14 protein-coding genes are annotated in these 18,812 nt (G+C 30.4%); all 14 read right to left on the bottom strand.

From position 1 onward, the window contains the following. Positions 1-235 (bottom strand): DegT/DnrJ/EryC1/StrS family aminotransferase (locus FYJ27_RS12110; protein WP_195839135.1); only part of this gene is annotated, 235 nt, incomplete at its 3' end. A gap of 11 nt (positions 236-246) precedes the next feature. Further along, positions 247-1,413 carry a glycosyltransferase family 4 protein gene (locus FYJ27_RS12105; protein ID WP_154485074.1) on the bottom strand — a complete coding sequence of 389 codons (1,167 nt, stop codon included), beginning with the start codon at positions 1,411-1,413 and terminating at the stop codon, positions 247-249. Beyond that, positions 1,410-2,048, bottom strand: a complete 639-nt coding sequence (locus FYJ27_RS13065; protein WP_154485073.1) for a CatB-related O-acetyltransferase — start codon at positions 2,046-2,048, stop codon at positions 1,410-1,412. The genes FYJ27_RS12105 and FYJ27_RS13065 overlap by 4 nt, the downstream gene beginning before the upstream one ends. A gap of 21 nt (positions 2,049-2,069) precedes the next feature. Beyond that, positions 2,070-3,194, bottom strand: a complete 1,125-nt coding sequence (wecB, locus tag FYJ27_RS12095; protein WP_154485072.1) for a non-hydrolyzing UDP-N-acetylglucosamine 2-epimerase — start codon at positions 3,192-3,194, stop codon at positions 2,070-2,072. 4 nt (positions 3,195-3,198) lie between these two features. Further along, entirely contained in the window at positions 3,199-4,308 is a 1,110-nt protein-coding gene (locus tag FYJ27_RS12090; RefSeq protein ID WP_154485071.1) for a capsular polysaccharide biosynthesis protein CapF, read from the bottom strand. A 25-nt stretch (positions 4,309-4,333) separates the two neighbouring features. Further along, positions 4,334-5,386: a polysaccharide biosynthesis protein gene (locus tag FYJ27_RS12085; RefSeq protein ID WP_154485070.1), complete on the bottom strand. Its 1,053-nt coding sequence runs from the start codon at positions 5,384-5,386 to the stop codon at positions 4,334-4,336. A gap of 3 nt (positions 5,387-5,389) precedes the next feature. Beyond that, the gene (locus FYJ27_RS12080; protein ID WP_154485069.1) at positions 5,390-6,622 is read right to left on the bottom strand and encodes a glycosyltransferase family 4 protein; all 1,233 of its coding nucleotides are present in this window, start codon (positions 6,620-6,622) and stop codon (positions 5,390-5,392) included. A gap of 251 nt (positions 6,623-6,873) precedes the next feature. Next, complete coding sequence (locus FYJ27_RS12075; protein ID WP_154485068.1) at positions 6,874-7,533, bottom strand: acetyltransferase; 660 nt, start codon at positions 7,531-7,533, stop codon at positions 6,874-6,876. A 17-nt stretch (positions 7,534-7,550) separates the two neighbouring features. After that, a complete protein-coding gene (locus FYJ27_RS12070; RefSeq protein WP_154485067.1) occupies positions 7,551-8,735 on the bottom strand; it encodes an ATP-grasp domain-containing protein in 1,185 nt (394 codons plus the stop codon). A gap of 14 nt (positions 8,736-8,749) precedes the next feature. Next, positions 8,750-9,370: a sugar transferase gene (locus FYJ27_RS12065; RefSeq protein ID WP_326831094.1), complete on the bottom strand. Its 621-nt coding sequence runs from the start codon at positions 9,368-9,370 to the stop codon at positions 8,750-8,752. 29 nt (positions 9,371-9,399) lie between these two features. Continuing rightward, complete coding sequence (locus tag FYJ27_RS12060; protein WP_154485065.1) at positions 9,400-10,596, bottom strand: DegT/DnrJ/EryC1/StrS family aminotransferase; 1,197 nt, start codon at positions 10,594-10,596, stop codon at positions 9,400-9,402. A gap of 710 nt (positions 10,597-11,306) precedes the next feature. Then, positions 11,307-12,248: a hypothetical protein gene (locus FYJ27_RS12055; protein ID WP_154485064.1), complete on the bottom strand. Its 942-nt coding sequence runs from the start codon at positions 12,246-12,248 to the stop codon at positions 11,307-11,309. A 158-nt stretch (positions 12,249-12,406) separates the two neighbouring features. Then, entirely contained in the window at positions 12,407-16,882 is a 4,476-nt protein-coding gene (locus tag FYJ27_RS13060; RefSeq protein WP_326831093.1) for an SH3 domain-containing protein, read from the bottom strand. A gap of 451 nt (positions 16,883-17,333) precedes the next feature. Next, positions 17,334-18,365, bottom strand: coding sequence for a sugar-transfer associated ATP-grasp domain-containing protein (locus FYJ27_RS11990; protein ID WP_195839134.1), 1,032 nt, complete (start codon positions 18,363-18,365; stop codon positions 17,334-17,336). Positions 18,366-18,812 lie beyond the last annotated feature (447 nt).

The raw sequence follows: 18,812 nt of genomic DNA, 5'->3' as shown, positions 1-18,812 counted from the left end.
CTTCATCTCCTTCACCTATTCCAAGAGCTTCTAAGGCTATAACTAATGCATCCGTTCCATTTCCTACAGATATGCTATGCTTAACCCCTATATATTCACTAAATTCTTTCTCAAATTCTTTCACATTCTCACCCATAATATATTGGGCAGAAGTAAGTACTTCATAAACTTTTTTGTTTGCTTGTTCTTCTATAGAGCTATACTGTCTTCTTAAATCAATAAGTGGTATATTCATATACATGCCTCCTAAATATCAATTGCTTGCTTAGATATTTTTTCATATGAAAACATATCATAACCTTTTGTCCTAGCTATGTTTGCCATTTTTTCATATAAATCATTATCATTCATTAATAATTCTATATTTTCAACAATTTTATCCTCATCATCACCATCAATAAATATACAATTACCTCCTACATCAACATATTCCATCCCGCACCATCTTTTACATATTAAAGGCAATCCACTACAAATAGCTTGCTCCCATAAAGCAGATTTTGTTCCTGGAAAAATTGCAACATCGGATGCTAGATAATAATCATACACATCTCCCCCATTTAACCAACCAATATACTTCACTCTATCGTCTTGAGAGATTTTCCTCATTAATTCATCTTTTATATCATCGGAAAAAACCCCAAATATAATAAGTTTTATATTCTCTGAATCAATTCTTTTCAAAGCATTTAAAAGTATTTTAGTGTTTTTACCTTTACTTAATTTTCCCCCAGTCACTAAAACAAAATCATTCAATTTAATATTCAATTCACTTCTTATCCTAGTTTTTATATCTTCTTTTTTATCAAAATTAATATTTTCAGTATCAGCTCCTAAGTATAAATATTCCATTTTCTCTTCGGGAATATTGTACATATCTTTAGCAAAATATTTGCAGCCAGGAGCTAACATGAAAATTTTTTGAATATATGGAAGAGACTTTTGAATTACTATCTTATAAAAAATTTTATGTAATATTTCCCTAGATATTATATCTTTTCCACTGTTATCATATGAAGCATGATTATCTGCTACGAGCTTACAGTTTGGGTTTCTTTTTACATATTTAACTACTATTTTCATGTCAAGAAATTGAATTCCATGCATAAAAATCAAATCAGGTTTTTCTTGTTCTAATAATTTATAAGTATCTTTATAGATTTTTAGCTTATCATTTATTTTTCCTAACCACTTATATTTATAATCTATCCTAATTACCTTTATAGCATCAGAATTAATATACTCTCCTATTGGAGCTAAATCAGGACTTCCATTATCCTGATTAAATGTAAATCTTGAAGCTATAATTGTAACATCATGACCATCTTTTTTGTTGTACTTGGGAATAAGATTTTCTTGATAGCCAAAATCTTCTATATAAAAACTTGATAAACATAAATGTATTATTTTCATTTTATAATCCTCTCTATAGCTCTAAAGTTATCAATATTCTCGATTATTTTTTCCCTATCCCAATCCCACCATTTTATGTTTAATAAATCTTCTATTTTTTCTTTAGTAAACCTATATCTTATAATTCTAGCTGGCACTCCCCCAACAATAGCATATGGTTCTACATCTCTAGTCACCACCGCACCTGAGCCTATAATTGCCCCATGACCAATCTTTACTCCTCCCATAATAATTGCATTTGAACCAATCCAGACATCATTTCCTATTATTACTTCTTCATTTTGTTTAAAATATGTTCCTTGAACTAATTTAACTCCAAGGCAATTGTTCTCTGTATAAAATATTGGTGAAGTTGAAATATAGTTTGTTGGGTGTTTCCCTAATCCAATTTTTACATCTGCACCAATAGAACAATATTTACCTATCGTACAACATCCAATAGATGTTCTATAACCAACATACGAATATTCATCCATTTTTACATTATGTAAATTACAAAATCTATCAATATATATATTCTCTTTAAAAACGCATACATCATCATAATAAGCTAAAGGAGATATTCTAATTTTTTTCTTTTTAAAAATAAATATGCTTTGAAACATACACTTTAATTGTTTAATTATTCTTCCCATCACTTCCTCCTTATAATAGTGCTATTTCCCCCAAACCACTTTATCTACTATCTTTCCATAACTCTGTATTATCTTCACTACTTTCACCGATACATTTTCATCTACATAGTCATTTGCTATAACTGTTTCTTCTTTGTTTTCCCACATTTCTCTACTCAGTTCTACTGCTTGTACTATATCTTTTTCTGTAATTCCACCTATTACAACTGTGCCTTTATCTAATACTTCTGGTCTTTCTGTAGATGTTCTTATAAGTACTCCTGGAAATCCTAATATTGCCGATTCTTCAGATAATGTGCCACTGTCTGATAGTACGCAGAAAGAATTTAATTGTAACTTGTTATAGTCAAAGAAACCAAAAGGTTTTAATTGTCTTATAAATGGATGAAACTTAAATCCTCTCTCCTCTATCTTCTTCCAACTTCTTGGATGAGTAGAATATATAATTGGTAATTGATATGTTTCAGCTATATTATTTAAAGCATTCATTAATGAAAAGAAATTCTTCTCATTGTCTATATTTTCTTCCCTATGAGCTGAAACTAATATATATTTTCCCTTTTCAAGATCTAATTCTTCTAATACCTTGCTGTTCTCTATTTTATCTATATTTTTATTTAGTACCTCTGTCATAGGTGAACCAGTTACAAATATATGCTCTTTTCTTATACCTTCTGATAATAGATATCTTCTACTATGTTCTGTATATGGAAGGTTGATGTCTGATATATGATCTACTATCTTTCTATTTATTTCTTCTGGTACATTTTGATCAAAACATCTATTTCCTGCTTCCATATGGAATATAGGTATTTTAAGCCTCTTTGCTGGAATAGCAGAAAGGGCTGAGTTTGTATCCCCTAAAATTAAAAGTGCATCTGGATCTTCTTTCTTTAGTATCTCATAAGACTTAGCTATTATATTTCCCATAGTTTCTCCAAGATTGTCTCCAGCCGCATCTAAATAATGATCTGGTTCTCTCAATTCTAGTTCATCAAAAAAAACTTGATTTAATGTATAGTCCCAATTCTGTCCTGTATGGACTAATATATGGTTAAAATACTTATCGCAAGCTTTTATTACTTCTGATAGTCTTATTATCTCAGGTCTTGTACCTACTATAGTCATTACCTTCATTTTTTCCATTGTATTAAACCTCCAAATAATATGTATCAGGATTTTCCGGATCAAAACATTCATTTACCCACATTATAGTTACCATATCTGTATCTCCTACATTAACTATTGAGTGAGTATATCCTGTTGGTATATCTACTACTTCTAATTTTTCTCCACTAACTCTATATTCAATTATCTCATCTGAGTTTATATTCCTAAACCTAATCAATCCTTCACCACTAACTACAAGAAATTTTTCATTCTTAGTATGATGCCAGTGATTTCCTTTTGTAATTCCTGGTTTTGATATATTTACTGAAACTTGTCCTCTTTCAGGGGTTCTTATAAATTCTGTAAATGAACCTCTATTATCTACATTCATTTTTAATGGATAAGAAAATTTGTCTTTCGGTAAATAACTTAAATATGTACTATAAAGTTTCTTAGTAAATGGATCATTCATATCTGGAATGCTTAATTCCTTCCTACTTTCTTTAAAACTTTGAAGCAATTCAGCAATTTTACCTAACTTCACCTCATGTTTTATAGGTACAGTACAATATTTTCCCTCTAATGTAGCATTGCCTTCTAATGCATTGATCAATTCATGAACTACATCATCTATATATGCTAAAGTAAGTTTAGCTTCAGGATTATTTATTTGAATGTCTAAATCCCTTGCAACATTATGGCAAAATGTAGCTATAACAGAATTATAGTTAGGTCTGCACCACTTACCAAATAAATTTGGTAATCTATATACATATACATTAGCCCCTGTATCTTCACTATAATTAAATAGTAGATCTTCACCTGCTTTTTTACTTTTACCATAAAGATTATCTTTTGTTGCCTGTATAGAAGATGTCATTAAAACAGGTGCTTTATTATTGTGCTTTTTTAGTGCTTCTAATAACTCAGAAGTAAATCCAAAATTTCCTTCCATAAATTCTATTTCATCTTTAGGACGGTTTACTCCTGCAAGATGAAATACAAATTCACATTCCTGAGCATATTTATCTAAAAGTGATCTATCTGTATCTCTATTGTACTCAAAAATATCTTCATATCCTCTATTCTTCAATTCAGCTATAAGATTTTTTCCTACAAAACCTCTTGCTCCAGTTACCAATATTTTCATTGTATATACCTGCCTTTCATAACTTTTATATATCCAACTCTCTAGTAGCAACTGCTTCATCTAAATTAAAATAATGTAATTCTTTTTTAATATAATCAAGCTGAAGTAGCTTTTCTTTTATCTGCTCAACATTAAGAATCTCAGTATTGTGAGAATTGTATTCCTCTTGTGTTGCCAGTTCTTTCTTACCTTCAACAAAATATTTATCATAATTAAGATCTCTCTTATCAGCTGGTACTCTGAAAAATCCACCCATATCTTGTGCTACTAAATATTCTTCTTTTGTAAGAAGGGTTTCATATAATTTTTCCCCATGGCGAGTACCTATTATTTTTATTTCATTGTCTGCATTAAATAATTCTTTAATTGCTTGGGCTAGATCACCTATAGTAGATGCAGGGGATTTTTGAACCATAATATCTCCTGATTCAGCATTTTTAAATGCAAATACTACAAGTTCTACTGCTTCTTCAAGGCTCATTAAAAATCTTGTCATACCTGGATTAGTAACAGTCAGAGGCTGTCCACTTTTTATCTGCTCAATAAATAATGGAATAACTGAACCGCGAGATGCCATTACATTCCCATATCTGGTACCACATATAACAGTCCTATCTGGTGATACAGTTTTTGATTTAGCAACAAATACCTTTTCCATCATAGCCTTTGAAATCCCCATTGCGTTTATAGGATAAGCTGCTTTATCTGTAGAAAGACAAATAACCTTCTTAACTCCACATTCTATAGCAGCTGTAAGTACATTATCAGTACCTAATATATTGGTCTTTACAGCTTCAATTGGGAAGAATTCACATGATGGAACTTGTTTCAATGCTGCTGCATGAAAAATATAATCTACACCATGAATAGCATTTTTAACACTAGCTATATCTCTAACATCACCTATGTAAAATTTAATCTTATCATTTTTATATAGTTTTCTCATATCATCCTGCTTTTTCTCATCACGAGAAAATATACGAATCTCTTTTATATCAGTATTTAAGAATTTCTTTAGTACCGCATTTCCAAAGGAACCTGTACCACCTGTGATCATTAGAATTTTATCCTTGAACATATATTACTCCTCCAGTTCTTTAATAACATTAAGATATCTTTGTGTACCCACGCCTCTAGTTAAATTATTTAATATAAATTCTCTCCCATTCCTACCCATTATAGTACACAATTCCCTATCTCGATATAACTCTAATATAGCATTTTTCAATCCTTCATAATCCCCAGCTTTTGTAAATAAGCCCACTTTATTATTTTCAATAATTCTATGTAAATCTGTGTCAACATCAAAGTTTGCAACAACAGCTGTAGCTGCCGACATTATACTCCATGTTTTACTAGGCATTGCACTTTTTCCAAACCCTTCCTTACAAGATACAATAGATACATCTCCAAGACTGTAAACATTTGATACCAAAGAGTATGGTTGTAACGGAAAAAAAACAACATTCTCTAATTTCATATTTCTTGCCATATCTTTATAATAATCCTCTAACTGACCTCCACCAAATATAACAAATTTTATATCACTATACTCAATTAGCCTTTCTGCTGCTTTCAAGATAACCCCAATATTTTGTGCATAGCCAAGATTGCCTGCATAAACTACATAAAATTGTTCCCTATTCAAATTACATTTTTCAAAAAGTATGTTATCATTTTTATTTATAGGTACAACTTCATTTTCATCAACCCAATTATATATTACTTCGATTTTTTCTTCTGGAACACCCTTATCCATAATATTCTTTTTAAAATCTTCTGATATTACCACTATTTTATCTGCATTCTCATAAGTATATTTTTCTATAACATGTCCAATCTTCCACAAAAAAGAACCTTTTTTAGTTAATCCTGTATTTACAAGAGAATCAGGAAAAATATCTTGAAGATTATAAATAACTGGTACATTAAGTTTCCTTTTTATCAATGCTACAAGCATTCCTTGCGTAGGTGGTGTACTACCTGTTATAATGATATCTATATTTTTTGAACGTATACCCTTGAAGTATTGTGCAATATTGCACAAAATATACCGAATAGCCCGTAAAATAGGATTTTTTCCTTCAGCAAACATTGCAAAACGATGAACTTTAATTTTACCGTCATACTTCTCTTCATATTTTATTTTTTTATATTTCTCACGAATTGCTTTTGATACTCCTCTAGTTGGTGTTGGAGTATATATTTCAATTTCAAAACCAGCATTTATATATGCTTCTTCTAAGTCTCTTGTAAAATGCGAACTTGCTATTTGTTCCGGTTCATAATATGGAGAGAGTTTAAGTATTTTCATTTATACACCTCTTAATCTACTCATTATTAAAAAGTTAGTCATGTTTCTAAATAATCTAATTTATATTCTTCTAAATTAATTACTAGACTATTTATAAATTCATAACTTTCTTTTCATGGCATTCCCTTCTTTTTAATCATGTTCATATCATCTGGATTTTGAAATAATATATTATCAGTCAACAAAACTAACCAAAGCATGGAAAATCCAACTAATTTATATTGATATACTTTTGTCAAACATATCGTTCACTATTCTTCTTTAGCATATCTTAAAAATCTACACGGATTTCCAACCCATATTTCATTTTCTCCTACATTTTTAATTAAAACTGTTCCCATTCCAACTGTAGCATTATCTCCAATGGCAAGATGTTCCCTTACTGTCGCATTAAGTCCAATATGGACCCCATTGCCAATTTTTAAATATGAACCAACACAAGATTGTGCAGCAATATGACAGTATTCTCCTATTTTATTATCATGTCCTATTGTTGCACCTACCATGACAAGTGAATTTTTCCCTATTATAGTATTAGATGATATAGAAACATTAGGCATTATTACAACCCCTGGAGATAATTTAACATTAGGTGCAACATATGCTGTAGGATGAACAAAAGTCACTAGTTTATCATCTGGAATATTTAATCCTTTAACCATATTTATTCTTTTCCTATTACCATCAATCCTTAGTATAGCATTAATAAAATAATAATCATCAAAATATTCGCTAGCATTTCTTACCGTATCTATTACCGGATATTCCTCAATATAACTTCCTTTTTTTACTCCATCATTTAAATATCCAGCAAATTCAAATTCATTGAACCCTCTTCTATTCGCATCAATTATTGCATTAGCTATTATTGTTCCATTTCCTTTTCCACCTAAAATTAATACTTTTTTCATTGTCTCACCCTTTTACACTATGTAGTTATTATTTCTATTTTATTACATGCCTCTTCACATATTTTATTTGCTTCTAATACACTATCAGTTTGTGAAATCACATAACCAACTCTATCAGTACTGCTTTTTATTTCACCAATATAATCTCCAATTTTCTTATCCATCTCAACAACTTTTATTCCCTTAATATTTTTTACTTCTTCTATGCCCCTAATTTGCTTTATTTTTCCTATGTCGGTTGATATGTATCGTATTGCAGACGCTTTATTTAGTGTTCTTTTAATATTAATCTTTTCATTTAAAGCATATTTTATATTTAAATCTATCATATTAATTCCAGTGGATAATGGCACTAAATGTGTTGTTATGTTATCTCCACCTAATCTTGCTCCTATTTCAACAATTTTAGGCCCTTCTTCTGTAACTATCATTTCTGTGTGTGATGGTCCATTTTTTATACCTATTGAGCCAACGGCTGATTTTGCAACTTTATTTATTTCTAATATTATTCCTGTATCTAATGAAGATGGTATGCTATGTCCTAATTCTACAAAGTAAGGTTCACCTGTAATTTTTTTATCTGTAATAGCAATAACATTTACAATACCATTAATAGAAAATGTTTCAACACTAACTTCGGGTCCAATCATATATTCTTCTACTAAAACTTTTCCGCTTTGAGAGAATTTAAAACTATAATTATATGCTTCAGTTGCCTGTCTTTGTTCTCTTACTAAAAAAACACCTCTACTTCCAGAGCTATCTGCTGGTTTAACAATAAAAACCCCACTAAAATTTTTTATTGCACTTTTATATTCTTCATAGTTATTAACTATAAAAAATTTTGGTATTGGAATGTTTTTACCCCTCAGAGCTTTCCTCATTTCACTTTTATCTGTAACTTTAATAGCTGTTTTTTTATCAATAGAATTCAAATTAAATTTTTCTGCAACAGCAGCAACAGTCCTTACAGGCATATCTGTGGCTAAAGTCATTACTCCATCGGGTTTTAATTTCTCTGCTTCCTTTAACACTCCTTCAATATCATTAGTGCTAACTACGCATTTTACATCAGCATATCTAAAACCTACAGCATTTGGATTCATATCTACTGATATTACTTCATGTCCCAATTCTTTAGCTCTAATAATTGCTGGTAATTGTAATCTTCCAGCTCCAATAATCATAATTTTTTTCTTCATATTTAACACCTTTATTATATTTTCTGTTTTTTAAATTCTTCATTTATATATATGTTTTTTCTAAACAAAACACTCTGTATCGTCTTAAAAAATATCTTCAAATCCATTATAAAAGATATATTATCTACATAATAAACATCATTTTTGAGTTTTTCAGATGTCTCTACTGAATTTCTGTAATAAGCTTGGTTATATCCGCTTATTCCAGGTCTTACATTTAATTTTTTTCTTGTGTCACCAGAATACTTACTCATAGCTCCTGGCAAATCAGGCCTAGGTCCTATAAAACTCATATCCCCCTTAAATACATTTAATATCTGTGGAATTTCATCTATGCTTGTTTTTCTTAATATTTTCCCCATTTTTGTTAATCTAGGATCATCATCTGAATTAAATGTTGAGCCATCCTCATTTCTTATGTCTGGAGCATTGACTTTCATAGAACGGAATTTATACATTTTAAATAGTTTCCCATATCTTCCGAGACGCTCTCCACAATAAAATATAGGTCCACCATCATCTAGCTTAATAGCTATTCCTACTACTATATATAAAATAAAAAAAAATGGCATAAGTATTATTGAAAAAACAACATCAAAAAATCGTTTGAATATTTTGATATACAAAAGATCCACCCCTTGCTTTAATAACATTTCATTAAAAATTATTTTTTTATAAGCTTATTAAACTCTTTAATTACATACTCCACCTGCTCATCTGTAAGCAACGTATGCAGTGGCAATGTAATCTCATTTCTATACATATCAAAAGCATTTGGATAATCCTTAATATCAAATCCTAATTTCTTATATGCTGTATGCATTGGTAGTGGTTTATAATGAACATTTGTAGCTATATTTTTTTCTGCCATCTTCTTTATAACTTTATTTCTATAAGATTCATCTTTTCCTAATAGTCTTACAAAATATAGATGCCCACTTGATGAAAAATCTTTATCATAATGCTTCAAAACTTCTACATTGCTACTACTTAACAATTTATCATACAATTTTATAATTTCCTTTCTTCTTTTCAATATTTCAGGATATCTTTTCAATTGTCCTAATCCTATAGATGCCATAATATCTGTCATATTACATTTATAAGCTGGAGATAAAATATCATATTCCCAATCTCCAAGTCTTGTTTTAGAAAGTGCATCTTTTGATTGACCATGAAGTGAAATGTGCATAAATTCATTATATATATCTTCATTATCAATATTAGGAATATCTTTCCAGGTAACTGCCCCTCCTTCACCAGTAGTCAAATTTTTTACTGCATGAAATGAGAAACATGTAAAATCTGCAACTTCTCCGCTTTTCCTACCTTTATATGTAGCTCCAAAAGAATGGGCTCCATCAGCTAAAATAACAACTCTTCCTATTTCTTTTTGTATTTCATTTGATGGATTAAACAAAGCTTTTTTACTATTTACTACTTCAAATATTTTATCATAATCGCACATAACTCCAGCAACATCTACAGGAATAATAGCTTTTGTCTTTTCAGTGATTGCCTGTCCTAATTTTTCATAATCCATTTGAAAGGAGTCTTTGGCATTATCTACAAGAACTATTTTTGCACCAACGTGATGAATAACACTTGCAGATGCTGTATACGTATAAGATGAAGTAATTACTTCATCTCCTTCGCCAACACCTAAAAGTCTTAAAGTCATTTCCATTGCTGCTGTAGCTGAATTTAAACATACTGCTTTAGAAGTATTAGTGTATTCTGCTATTTTCTTTTCAAATAATTTTGTTTTAGGTCCAGTTGTTATCCAACCAGATCTTAACGTATTTATTACCTCATTTATTTCAACTTCTGAAATATCTGGAGGAGAAAATGGTATTTTCATATTTTAAAGCTCCTTTCAATCTAATTTGCTATAAATCATTAAATTTTAAAACATTATCAATAATTAACTATAATTGCTATATGTACTATCTATATATCATTTTAATTTCTAAATATCTCATTTCATTTATTGAAAATTCTGACTAGAAACTTCAATAAACTTCATCTTTTATATTTCTATAGCCAATATATATCTTGTTTGGAAAATAATGTAATGTTAATCTACTGTATTTTGTGGGGAATTTTATATGTATTGGTTATATATTTTTGTACTGCTATGATTTGACATTTGCTAGATATATTTAAAGGCCTAAATTAATTAGGTCCAAAGTATTGTATTAAAATTATACCAAAATTTTCCCCATTTTTCAATGTAATATGCCAAGTTATATCAGCCTAAAAATACAATTTCCTATTTTTGCATACTTGTGTCTATGAAACATTATCTGCAGACATTTAAGAATCTAATATTAATAGTATTATAGATTTTATTTTTTGCACATACTATTTATGGTATGGGGTTTTACCCATTATTTTATATCTATTTACCCAAAATTTAAAACTATAGTAGTATTTATATCCCGGGACTCATTGATCCCAATACCATAGGTCTGTAGTCCTATGTTTAAATTATAACAAAATTTTCCTCCCTATTCAATATCGTTCGACAATTATATATACCATTTTTGGTTTACTAAGGAATTTAATCACTCAATCTATCAATCCCTCATATCTCAACTTAGAATCTATGTCCACTGCCATTTCATTTATTGAGTTGTATATACACACCTTTAAATAGGCTATAGGATTCCGAATTCTCATAGACTTACTTGCTTCTTTAAATTTATTTACTGCATGTTCAACAGTGAAGAAATTTAGCTTGTTTATATCCTTCTCCACTGTTTCTGCAGATATATAGTTATCTCCAATCTTTATCCATTTAGATTTTTTAATATCAAATAACAGTAGCTTTATTGCATGGGCTACTGCATCCCTATACTTCTCATCTATGGCATAGAGCTCACATCTTTTTATTATTGTTTCATAATCTAGATTTATTTTCTTTTGCTGTGTAGTCTGTCTGTCAATCTGTCTTTCTTTTTTTGTATCTTTTTTCATATCTCTTTTTATATTTTCATCTTTTTCTATAGACTGACTGATAGACTGATTAGAAATCTCTGGAGTAATCTCTGTAGAAGTCTCTGGTATTGCTGGGTTCTTTTTAGACTCTTCCATTGTGTCATTTTGATTATCCTCCACTATTTCTTTTGACCCTTTCATTGTATTATTTTGGTCTTCTTTAGAATCTAGAGACTTTTCCATTATTTTTTCTAATTCTTCATAGTCAATTGTATACCAAAGGGTTCTATCCATTTGGTATGTGTTAAAGTTATCCACAATAACTATTTTTCTATCTCTCAATCTTTTAAATGTTCTTTTCACTGTCGAGGTACTCCAGAATGGAAATTCTTCTCGCCATTCTTCTATAGTATTGTAGGTCCAATATCTACCTTTATGACAATTCCTTTTATGCTTTTTATTTATCTCTATCCAATAATGTACTTGTTGAAGTACTATTGCTTCATTTAGGCCCAATGCAGTTGCTATATCTTTATCCACTACTAATGGATGTATATCGAATAATTCAGACATAAAAATCCCTCCTATTTTTCTATCTACTTCTTATATAGAAAAATAGGAGAAATCTTACTATTGTTTTTTATAAAAAATAATAGAAGAAACCTTAAGTTATTTTAACTAAAGGTTTCTTCTCTAAATTTTCTCCAAGGCATATAGACGAATTTAAATGCTTATCTTACTACTATAGCTTCAAATCCATCAGCTTTTAATTGTTCAGCTAATTTGTCTGCATTTCCTCTTTGACTAAATGCTCCTACTTGAACTTTATAAATTCCACCTTTTTCTACAATCATAGCTTCGTAGCCTTTTGCTTTCAATTCATCTACTAAGTTCTGTGCATTTTCTCTTTGGCTAAATGCTCCTGTCTGTACCCTATATAAGCCTTCTGATGTTTCATTATAAGGAATTTCTAAATAGTCTAAAATTCCCATAGCTATTGCATTTGCCATTTCATTTTGTCTGTTTTTTAGAATATTTGCATCTTGGCTATTGCTTATAAAAGCCATTTCTACTAGTGCAGCTGGCATCTTTGTTTGCTTTAATACTAAATAAGTATTTTCTTTAACTCCTCTATCACCATTATAGACTCCATTTTTAATTATGCTATCTTGAATAGATTTAGCTAATTTAGCACCTTCTGCACTACCCGGATAATGATAAGTTTCAGTTCCCTTTGCTGAGCTATCAGTAAAGGAGTTGCAATGGAAAGATACAAATATATCTGAATTAGCATTATTCGCCATACTAGCTCTATCAGCTAACTCTACAAAAACATCTGTAGTTCTTGAATATTTAACATCAATATTATGATTTTTCAATATTTCTCCTGTTTTAAGAGCAATTGATAAAGCAATGTCTTTTTCATTTAAACCATTACCTTCGGCTCCTGGATCTTTTCCACCATGACCTGCATCTAAAAACACAGATATTTTTGATGGTGTCTTTGGTGGGTTTTCTTGTATAGCTTTTACTTCTTTTACATGTGCTCCAGATACCCAACCTGTTTTCCCATTGGCTGTTATCTTGTACCAACCATTAGATTCAGCTAAGGCTTTATATTTGCTACCTTTTTTTACTTGGGTTAGTTTGGCACTGTTTGTTGTTGGTTTTGCTCTTACATTTAGTACGTCGGCTACTACTTCTAGTTTATCTATCTTTGGTGGGTTTTCTTGTATAGCTTTTACTTCTTTTACATGTGCTCCAGATACCCAACCTGTTTTCCCATTGGCTGTTATCTTGTACCAACCATTAGATTCAGCTAAGGCTTTATATTTGCTACCTTTTTTTACTTGGGTTAGTTTGGCACTGTTTGTTGTTGGTTTTGCTCTTACATTTAGTACGTCGGCTACTACTTCTAGTTTATCTATCTTTGGTGGGTTTTCTTGTATAGCTTTTACTTCTTTTACATGTGCTCCAGATACCCAACCTGTTTTCCCATTGGCTGTTATCTTGTACCAACCATTAGATTCAGCTAAGGCTTTATATTTGCTACCTTTTTTTACTTGGGTTAGTTTGGCACTGTTTGTTGTTGGTTTTGCTCTTACATTTAGTACGTCGGCTACTACTTCTAGTTTATCTATCTTTGGTGGGTTTTCTTGTATAGCTTTTACTTCTTTTACATGTGCTCCAGATACCCAACCTGTTTTCCCATTGGCTGTTATCTTGTACCAACCGTTGGATTCGGCTAAGGCTTTATATTTGCTGCCTTTTTTTACTTGGGTTAGTTTGGCACTGTTTGTTGTTGGTTTTGCTCTTACATTTAGTACGTCGGCTACTACTTCTAGTTTGTCTATCTTTGGTGGGTTTTCTTGTATAGCTTTTACTTCTTTTACATGTGCTCCAGATACCCAACCTGTTTTCCCATTGGCTGTTATCTTGTACCAACCGTTGGATTCGGCTAAGGCTTTATATTTGCTGCCTTTTTTTACTTGGGTTAGTTTGGCACTGTTTGTTGTTGGTTTTGCTCTTACATTTAGTACGTCGGCTACTACTTCTAGTTTGTCTATCTTTGGTGGGTTTTCTTGTATAGCTTTTACTTCTTTTACATGTGCTCCAGATACCCAACCTGTTTTCCCATTGGCTGTTATCTTGTACCAACCGTTGGATTCGGCTAAGGCTTTATATTTGCTGCCTTTTTTTACTTGGGTTAGTTTGGCACTGTTTGTTGTTGGTTTTGCTCTTACATTTAGTACGTCGGCTACTACTTCTAGTTTGTCTATCTTTGGTGGGTTTTCTTGTATAGCTTTTACTTCTTTTACATGTGCTCCAGATACCCAACCTGTTTTCCCATTGGCTGTTATCTTGTACCAACCGTTAGATTCAGCTAAGGCTTTATATTTGCTACCTTTTTTTACTTGGGTTAGTTTGGCACTGTTTGTTGTTGGTTTTGCTCTTACATTTAGTACGTCGGCTACTACTTCTAGTTTGTCTATCTTTGGTGGGTTTTCTTGTATAGCTTTTACTTCTTTTACATGTGCTCCAGATACCCAACCTGTCTTCCCATTGGCTGTTATCTTGTACCAACCATTAGATTCAGCTAGGGCTTTATATTTGCTACCTTTTTTTACTTGGGTTAGTTTGGCACTGTTTGTTGTTGGTTTTGCTCTCACATTTAGTACGTCGGCTACTACTTCTAGTCTATCTATTTTTGGTGGGTTTTCTTTTACTACTTCTTCTTGTTCTTCTTTGTCATCTATTTCTTCAATATAACTACTATATTTAGGTATATCAAATTTCAAATTAGCACTACTAGATTGTGCACAAATTTCCATCATAATATCTATGTTTTTTGTTTGTTTAAGTGCCCAACCAATGTCAGTAGCATACTGATGTATTCCTGGAACTAAGGGATTCCATCTCATCTTATATAAAGTATCTTGTTTGTATTTAGGATTGTTTATATAAGATTCAGATATAAACTTCGCTCCGCCAACAATAGCTGCTTCTGGTGTAAACCATCCTTCTTTATATGCTCTTTCTGCACCTAATCTTGTAGGATCGCTATCAAATGCACCAATTCCAAACATATTATAAACCGTCTTTGGTTCAACTGCTTTTCCATCAACTTTGTCTACTAATACTCCTGTAGCCAACTTAGATTTTCCATGTCCTGTTTCTAAAAGTGCATGAGATAGTAGATATAGCTCATTTACATTATGCTGTTTTCCTGCTTCAATAAAAGCTTGTCCTTTTCCTTCTAATATTCCTTTTCCTTTTAGTGCATTATTTAAATCGTCAAGACTTATATCTGATGAACCTGACAAAATTAAAAATTGGTACATCTCACGAGGAACATTGTTAACTACTTTAACATAGTCACCAGAAACCCATCCTATTTTACCATTACTGTTTATTTTGTACCAACCACTAGACTCATCTAATACAATATATACATCACCATTATTTACTTGAGATATTTTAGAACTTTCTTCAGTTGGTTTCTCTCTTAAATTTAATCCATCTGCCACTACTTGAACAGAATTAACATGTTTTATATTGCTAGTTGCTACAACATGACTACTGCTAATCCAGCCAGTCTTTCCATTAGCATTTATCTTATACCAGCCATTGGATTCAGCTAATACTCTATATATGCTACCTTTGTATACACTAGAAACTTTAGAACTTTCCTCAGTTGGTTTTTCCCTCATATTCAATACATCAGCTACTACTTGAACAGAACTAATATTAGAACTAGTACTCTGCTCTTCTCTTGTTTCTTTTACATAGCTACCATGTACCCAACCAGTTTTACCATTGGCCGTTATCTTATACCAAACATTGGATTTATCTAATACTTTATATTTGCTACCTTTTTTTACTTGGGTTAATTTTGTACTACTTGTAGTTGGTTTCTCTCTAACATTTAGTACATCAGCTGTTACTTCTACTATATTATTTTGATTTAAGCCTATACTTGAACCAAATTGTAAGAAATTTTCAGGGTTTAGATAATATGCTACATCTTCTCTTTTTGCATTCTTCCATCTACCATCATATAGATCTGTTTGTGGACCTTTAGACATTTGAGTATCTAAAACTTCTTCAAAGGTTTTATTATAATAAGTTTCATGATATGAGCTATTACTTAGTCTTTGAATTCTGTTATCTACCGCTAATGTTGTTAAGCTTATTCTTTCTGTATTCTCTGATTCCACAATAGAATTATCTGGTTCTTCTAGTTCCACATCTTGAGTATCTTCTTCAGATATATTTGGCTCAGTATTCTTATTTATAATAAAATCTCCATTAGTAAAATACTCCTGCCATTCTAGCTTTTGAACAATTTCATCTTCTGCAAGTAAGTAGCTTACTTCATTTAGTTTCCATACTCCTTCTTGCCAATCTTCATTAATCACCATTTCTAATTCCCACAATTCTTTATCAGGATTATAGGCTAAGTCTAATTCTTTAACATCATCTGAATTTTCCAACCTGTATTCAACTACAAGTTTATCAACGTCTAAAGAATCATCAGCTATATTGGCTTGTAAAATGAAAGTATCGCCTTCTGATAGCTCCTGTTTATTAACTTCAAATCTTATAGTTTCTGTATCTGCTATTTTACTTGAAGCATTTACTGGCACTACAGAAAATAAAAGCATAATGGTAATTAACGAAACAATTAATGATAGGTTTTTTTTCATAATCTCTTTCTCCTTTTAAAGCTTCACACTTTCTTAACAAATTATTGGTTTTTAAGAGATACTTATATTTACTTTTTTTGCTTTAATATTTAAAGTTTAATTCCAATACACACCTCCCAACAACTTACTTATATATTATTTTATTTATATAAATAGGTTCTACAGCTTGTCTTACTCCTTTATATCTAGAAAGCAGTAAGAAAAAGCAATAAAACCTTACTTAACAATAAATATATTATTAAATTCATATATGTAAAGTATTCAAGTATAATAGATGCTTTAGATATTGAAAATTCCAATTTATTTTTCATATAGACTTGTTATTTACACATGATAAGTATAACAAATATTGACCTTTCTCACAACTTATATTTGACAAAAAAACACATATTTTCTATCTTTACTTTTTATTATGATATTGTAAGAAAGTAATATCTCAAAAGATAGTTAATCAAAACTTTTCAATTACTTCACCTAAGATAGGGTGGCTCTTTAATCCTCCATAACCTATATCCATAGAAGCCATAGACGGAAAGGAATTCCCCTCTATTATACAAGGGCCATCTTCTGTTATTGCAATATCCCATCCAGAAAGTTTTATTGGCAGATACTCAACTGCTTTCTCAATTATTTTAAGAGATTCTTCGAAGAATGGTACCTTAAACCCATCAAATTCAACTCCACTATTTGGATGATTAGTACACTGTAGCCCACCATATTCAAGATATTGAACAGCTTCTCCTATTAGTTTTCCCTCATTTAAATCAACAGGTATAAATATTCCACCTGAACTATTATTTGATACATTTTTTTTACCTATACCAAAAGTCATAAAGGAAGATATATGATGTATATTATTATCATCATCTAAATATGTCACTATTCGTAATGGATTTACTGCACTTTCATAAATTTCATTTATTTTACTATGCTGTTTTATCACTTCTTGATAAATATAAGAACCATTTATTATATTATGGAATTTCTTATCTTCAATCATATAGTTATCAGAATTAGTCCTAAGCTTATAACAATTCTGCCCTTGCATACCCTTTATTGGTTTGCAGAATACATCATTACCAGAGTTCCACCTTTTCATTAGCTGGATAAATTCTTCTTTATTCCTAACCTCTATCTTTTGATTATTGTTATAAAATACATTTTTAATATTATAGCCCAGCATTTTAGGAATCCTAATTTCTTTATCCTTAAAAAAGTAATCAAACAATAATTTATTTGTTAAAATATCTGCTGCATTATCATTATCTTTATTTAGATCTTTTACGATTTTCACTCCTCTAAATGAACCAACATAATCTAAATAATTATTAACATCTTTCCTATAAAGTAATTTACTAAAATAATGCCTTGGTAATTCTTTCTCTTTAATCCCAGCTCTTAAAGCTTCAAAAAATATTTTATAATAAGGCTTCTTGTCTGGATCCTTTAGAAACATTTTTAGTTTCTTTAAATTAATGGACATTTTCATCACTCCTACATACATTGCAAGACTGTGCTTCATATTTTACAAGTTTTTATAGAATTAATATTCCATTTTATTTTCCACACACTTTCCCTAGACTATGCTTATTCTACAAATATATAGTTTTTCCTTCAATAAATTTAAATTTCTTTTTATTTTAAGACTATTTTAGTCCTCTTTCTTTATTATCGACAAAATCTGTAAAACATTTAATTATATTCAATACAAATTCATAAAACATAAAATTTCTTGCAGAATAAATTATAGAAAGATGAATATATTCCAACAATTATTCTTGTGAAGATTTCAATCTGTAAAATTGACATGTCAACACTTTTTTGGACAGTTTTTTACCGAACAATATATTTAAACTTTCTTGAATTTATTTGCAAGTCTAAGATTATTTATTTAATCCCGTCAAGGGTAAATAAACTCGCTATCGCTCGC

Source organism: Anaerosalibacter bizertensis (genome assembly GCF_009696605.1).
Classification (GTDB): Bacteria; Bacillota; Clostridia; order Tissierellales; family Sporanaerobacteraceae; genus Anaerosalibacter; species Anaerosalibacter bizertensis.
This window is presented reverse-complemented; position numbering and strand designations above follow the sequence as displayed.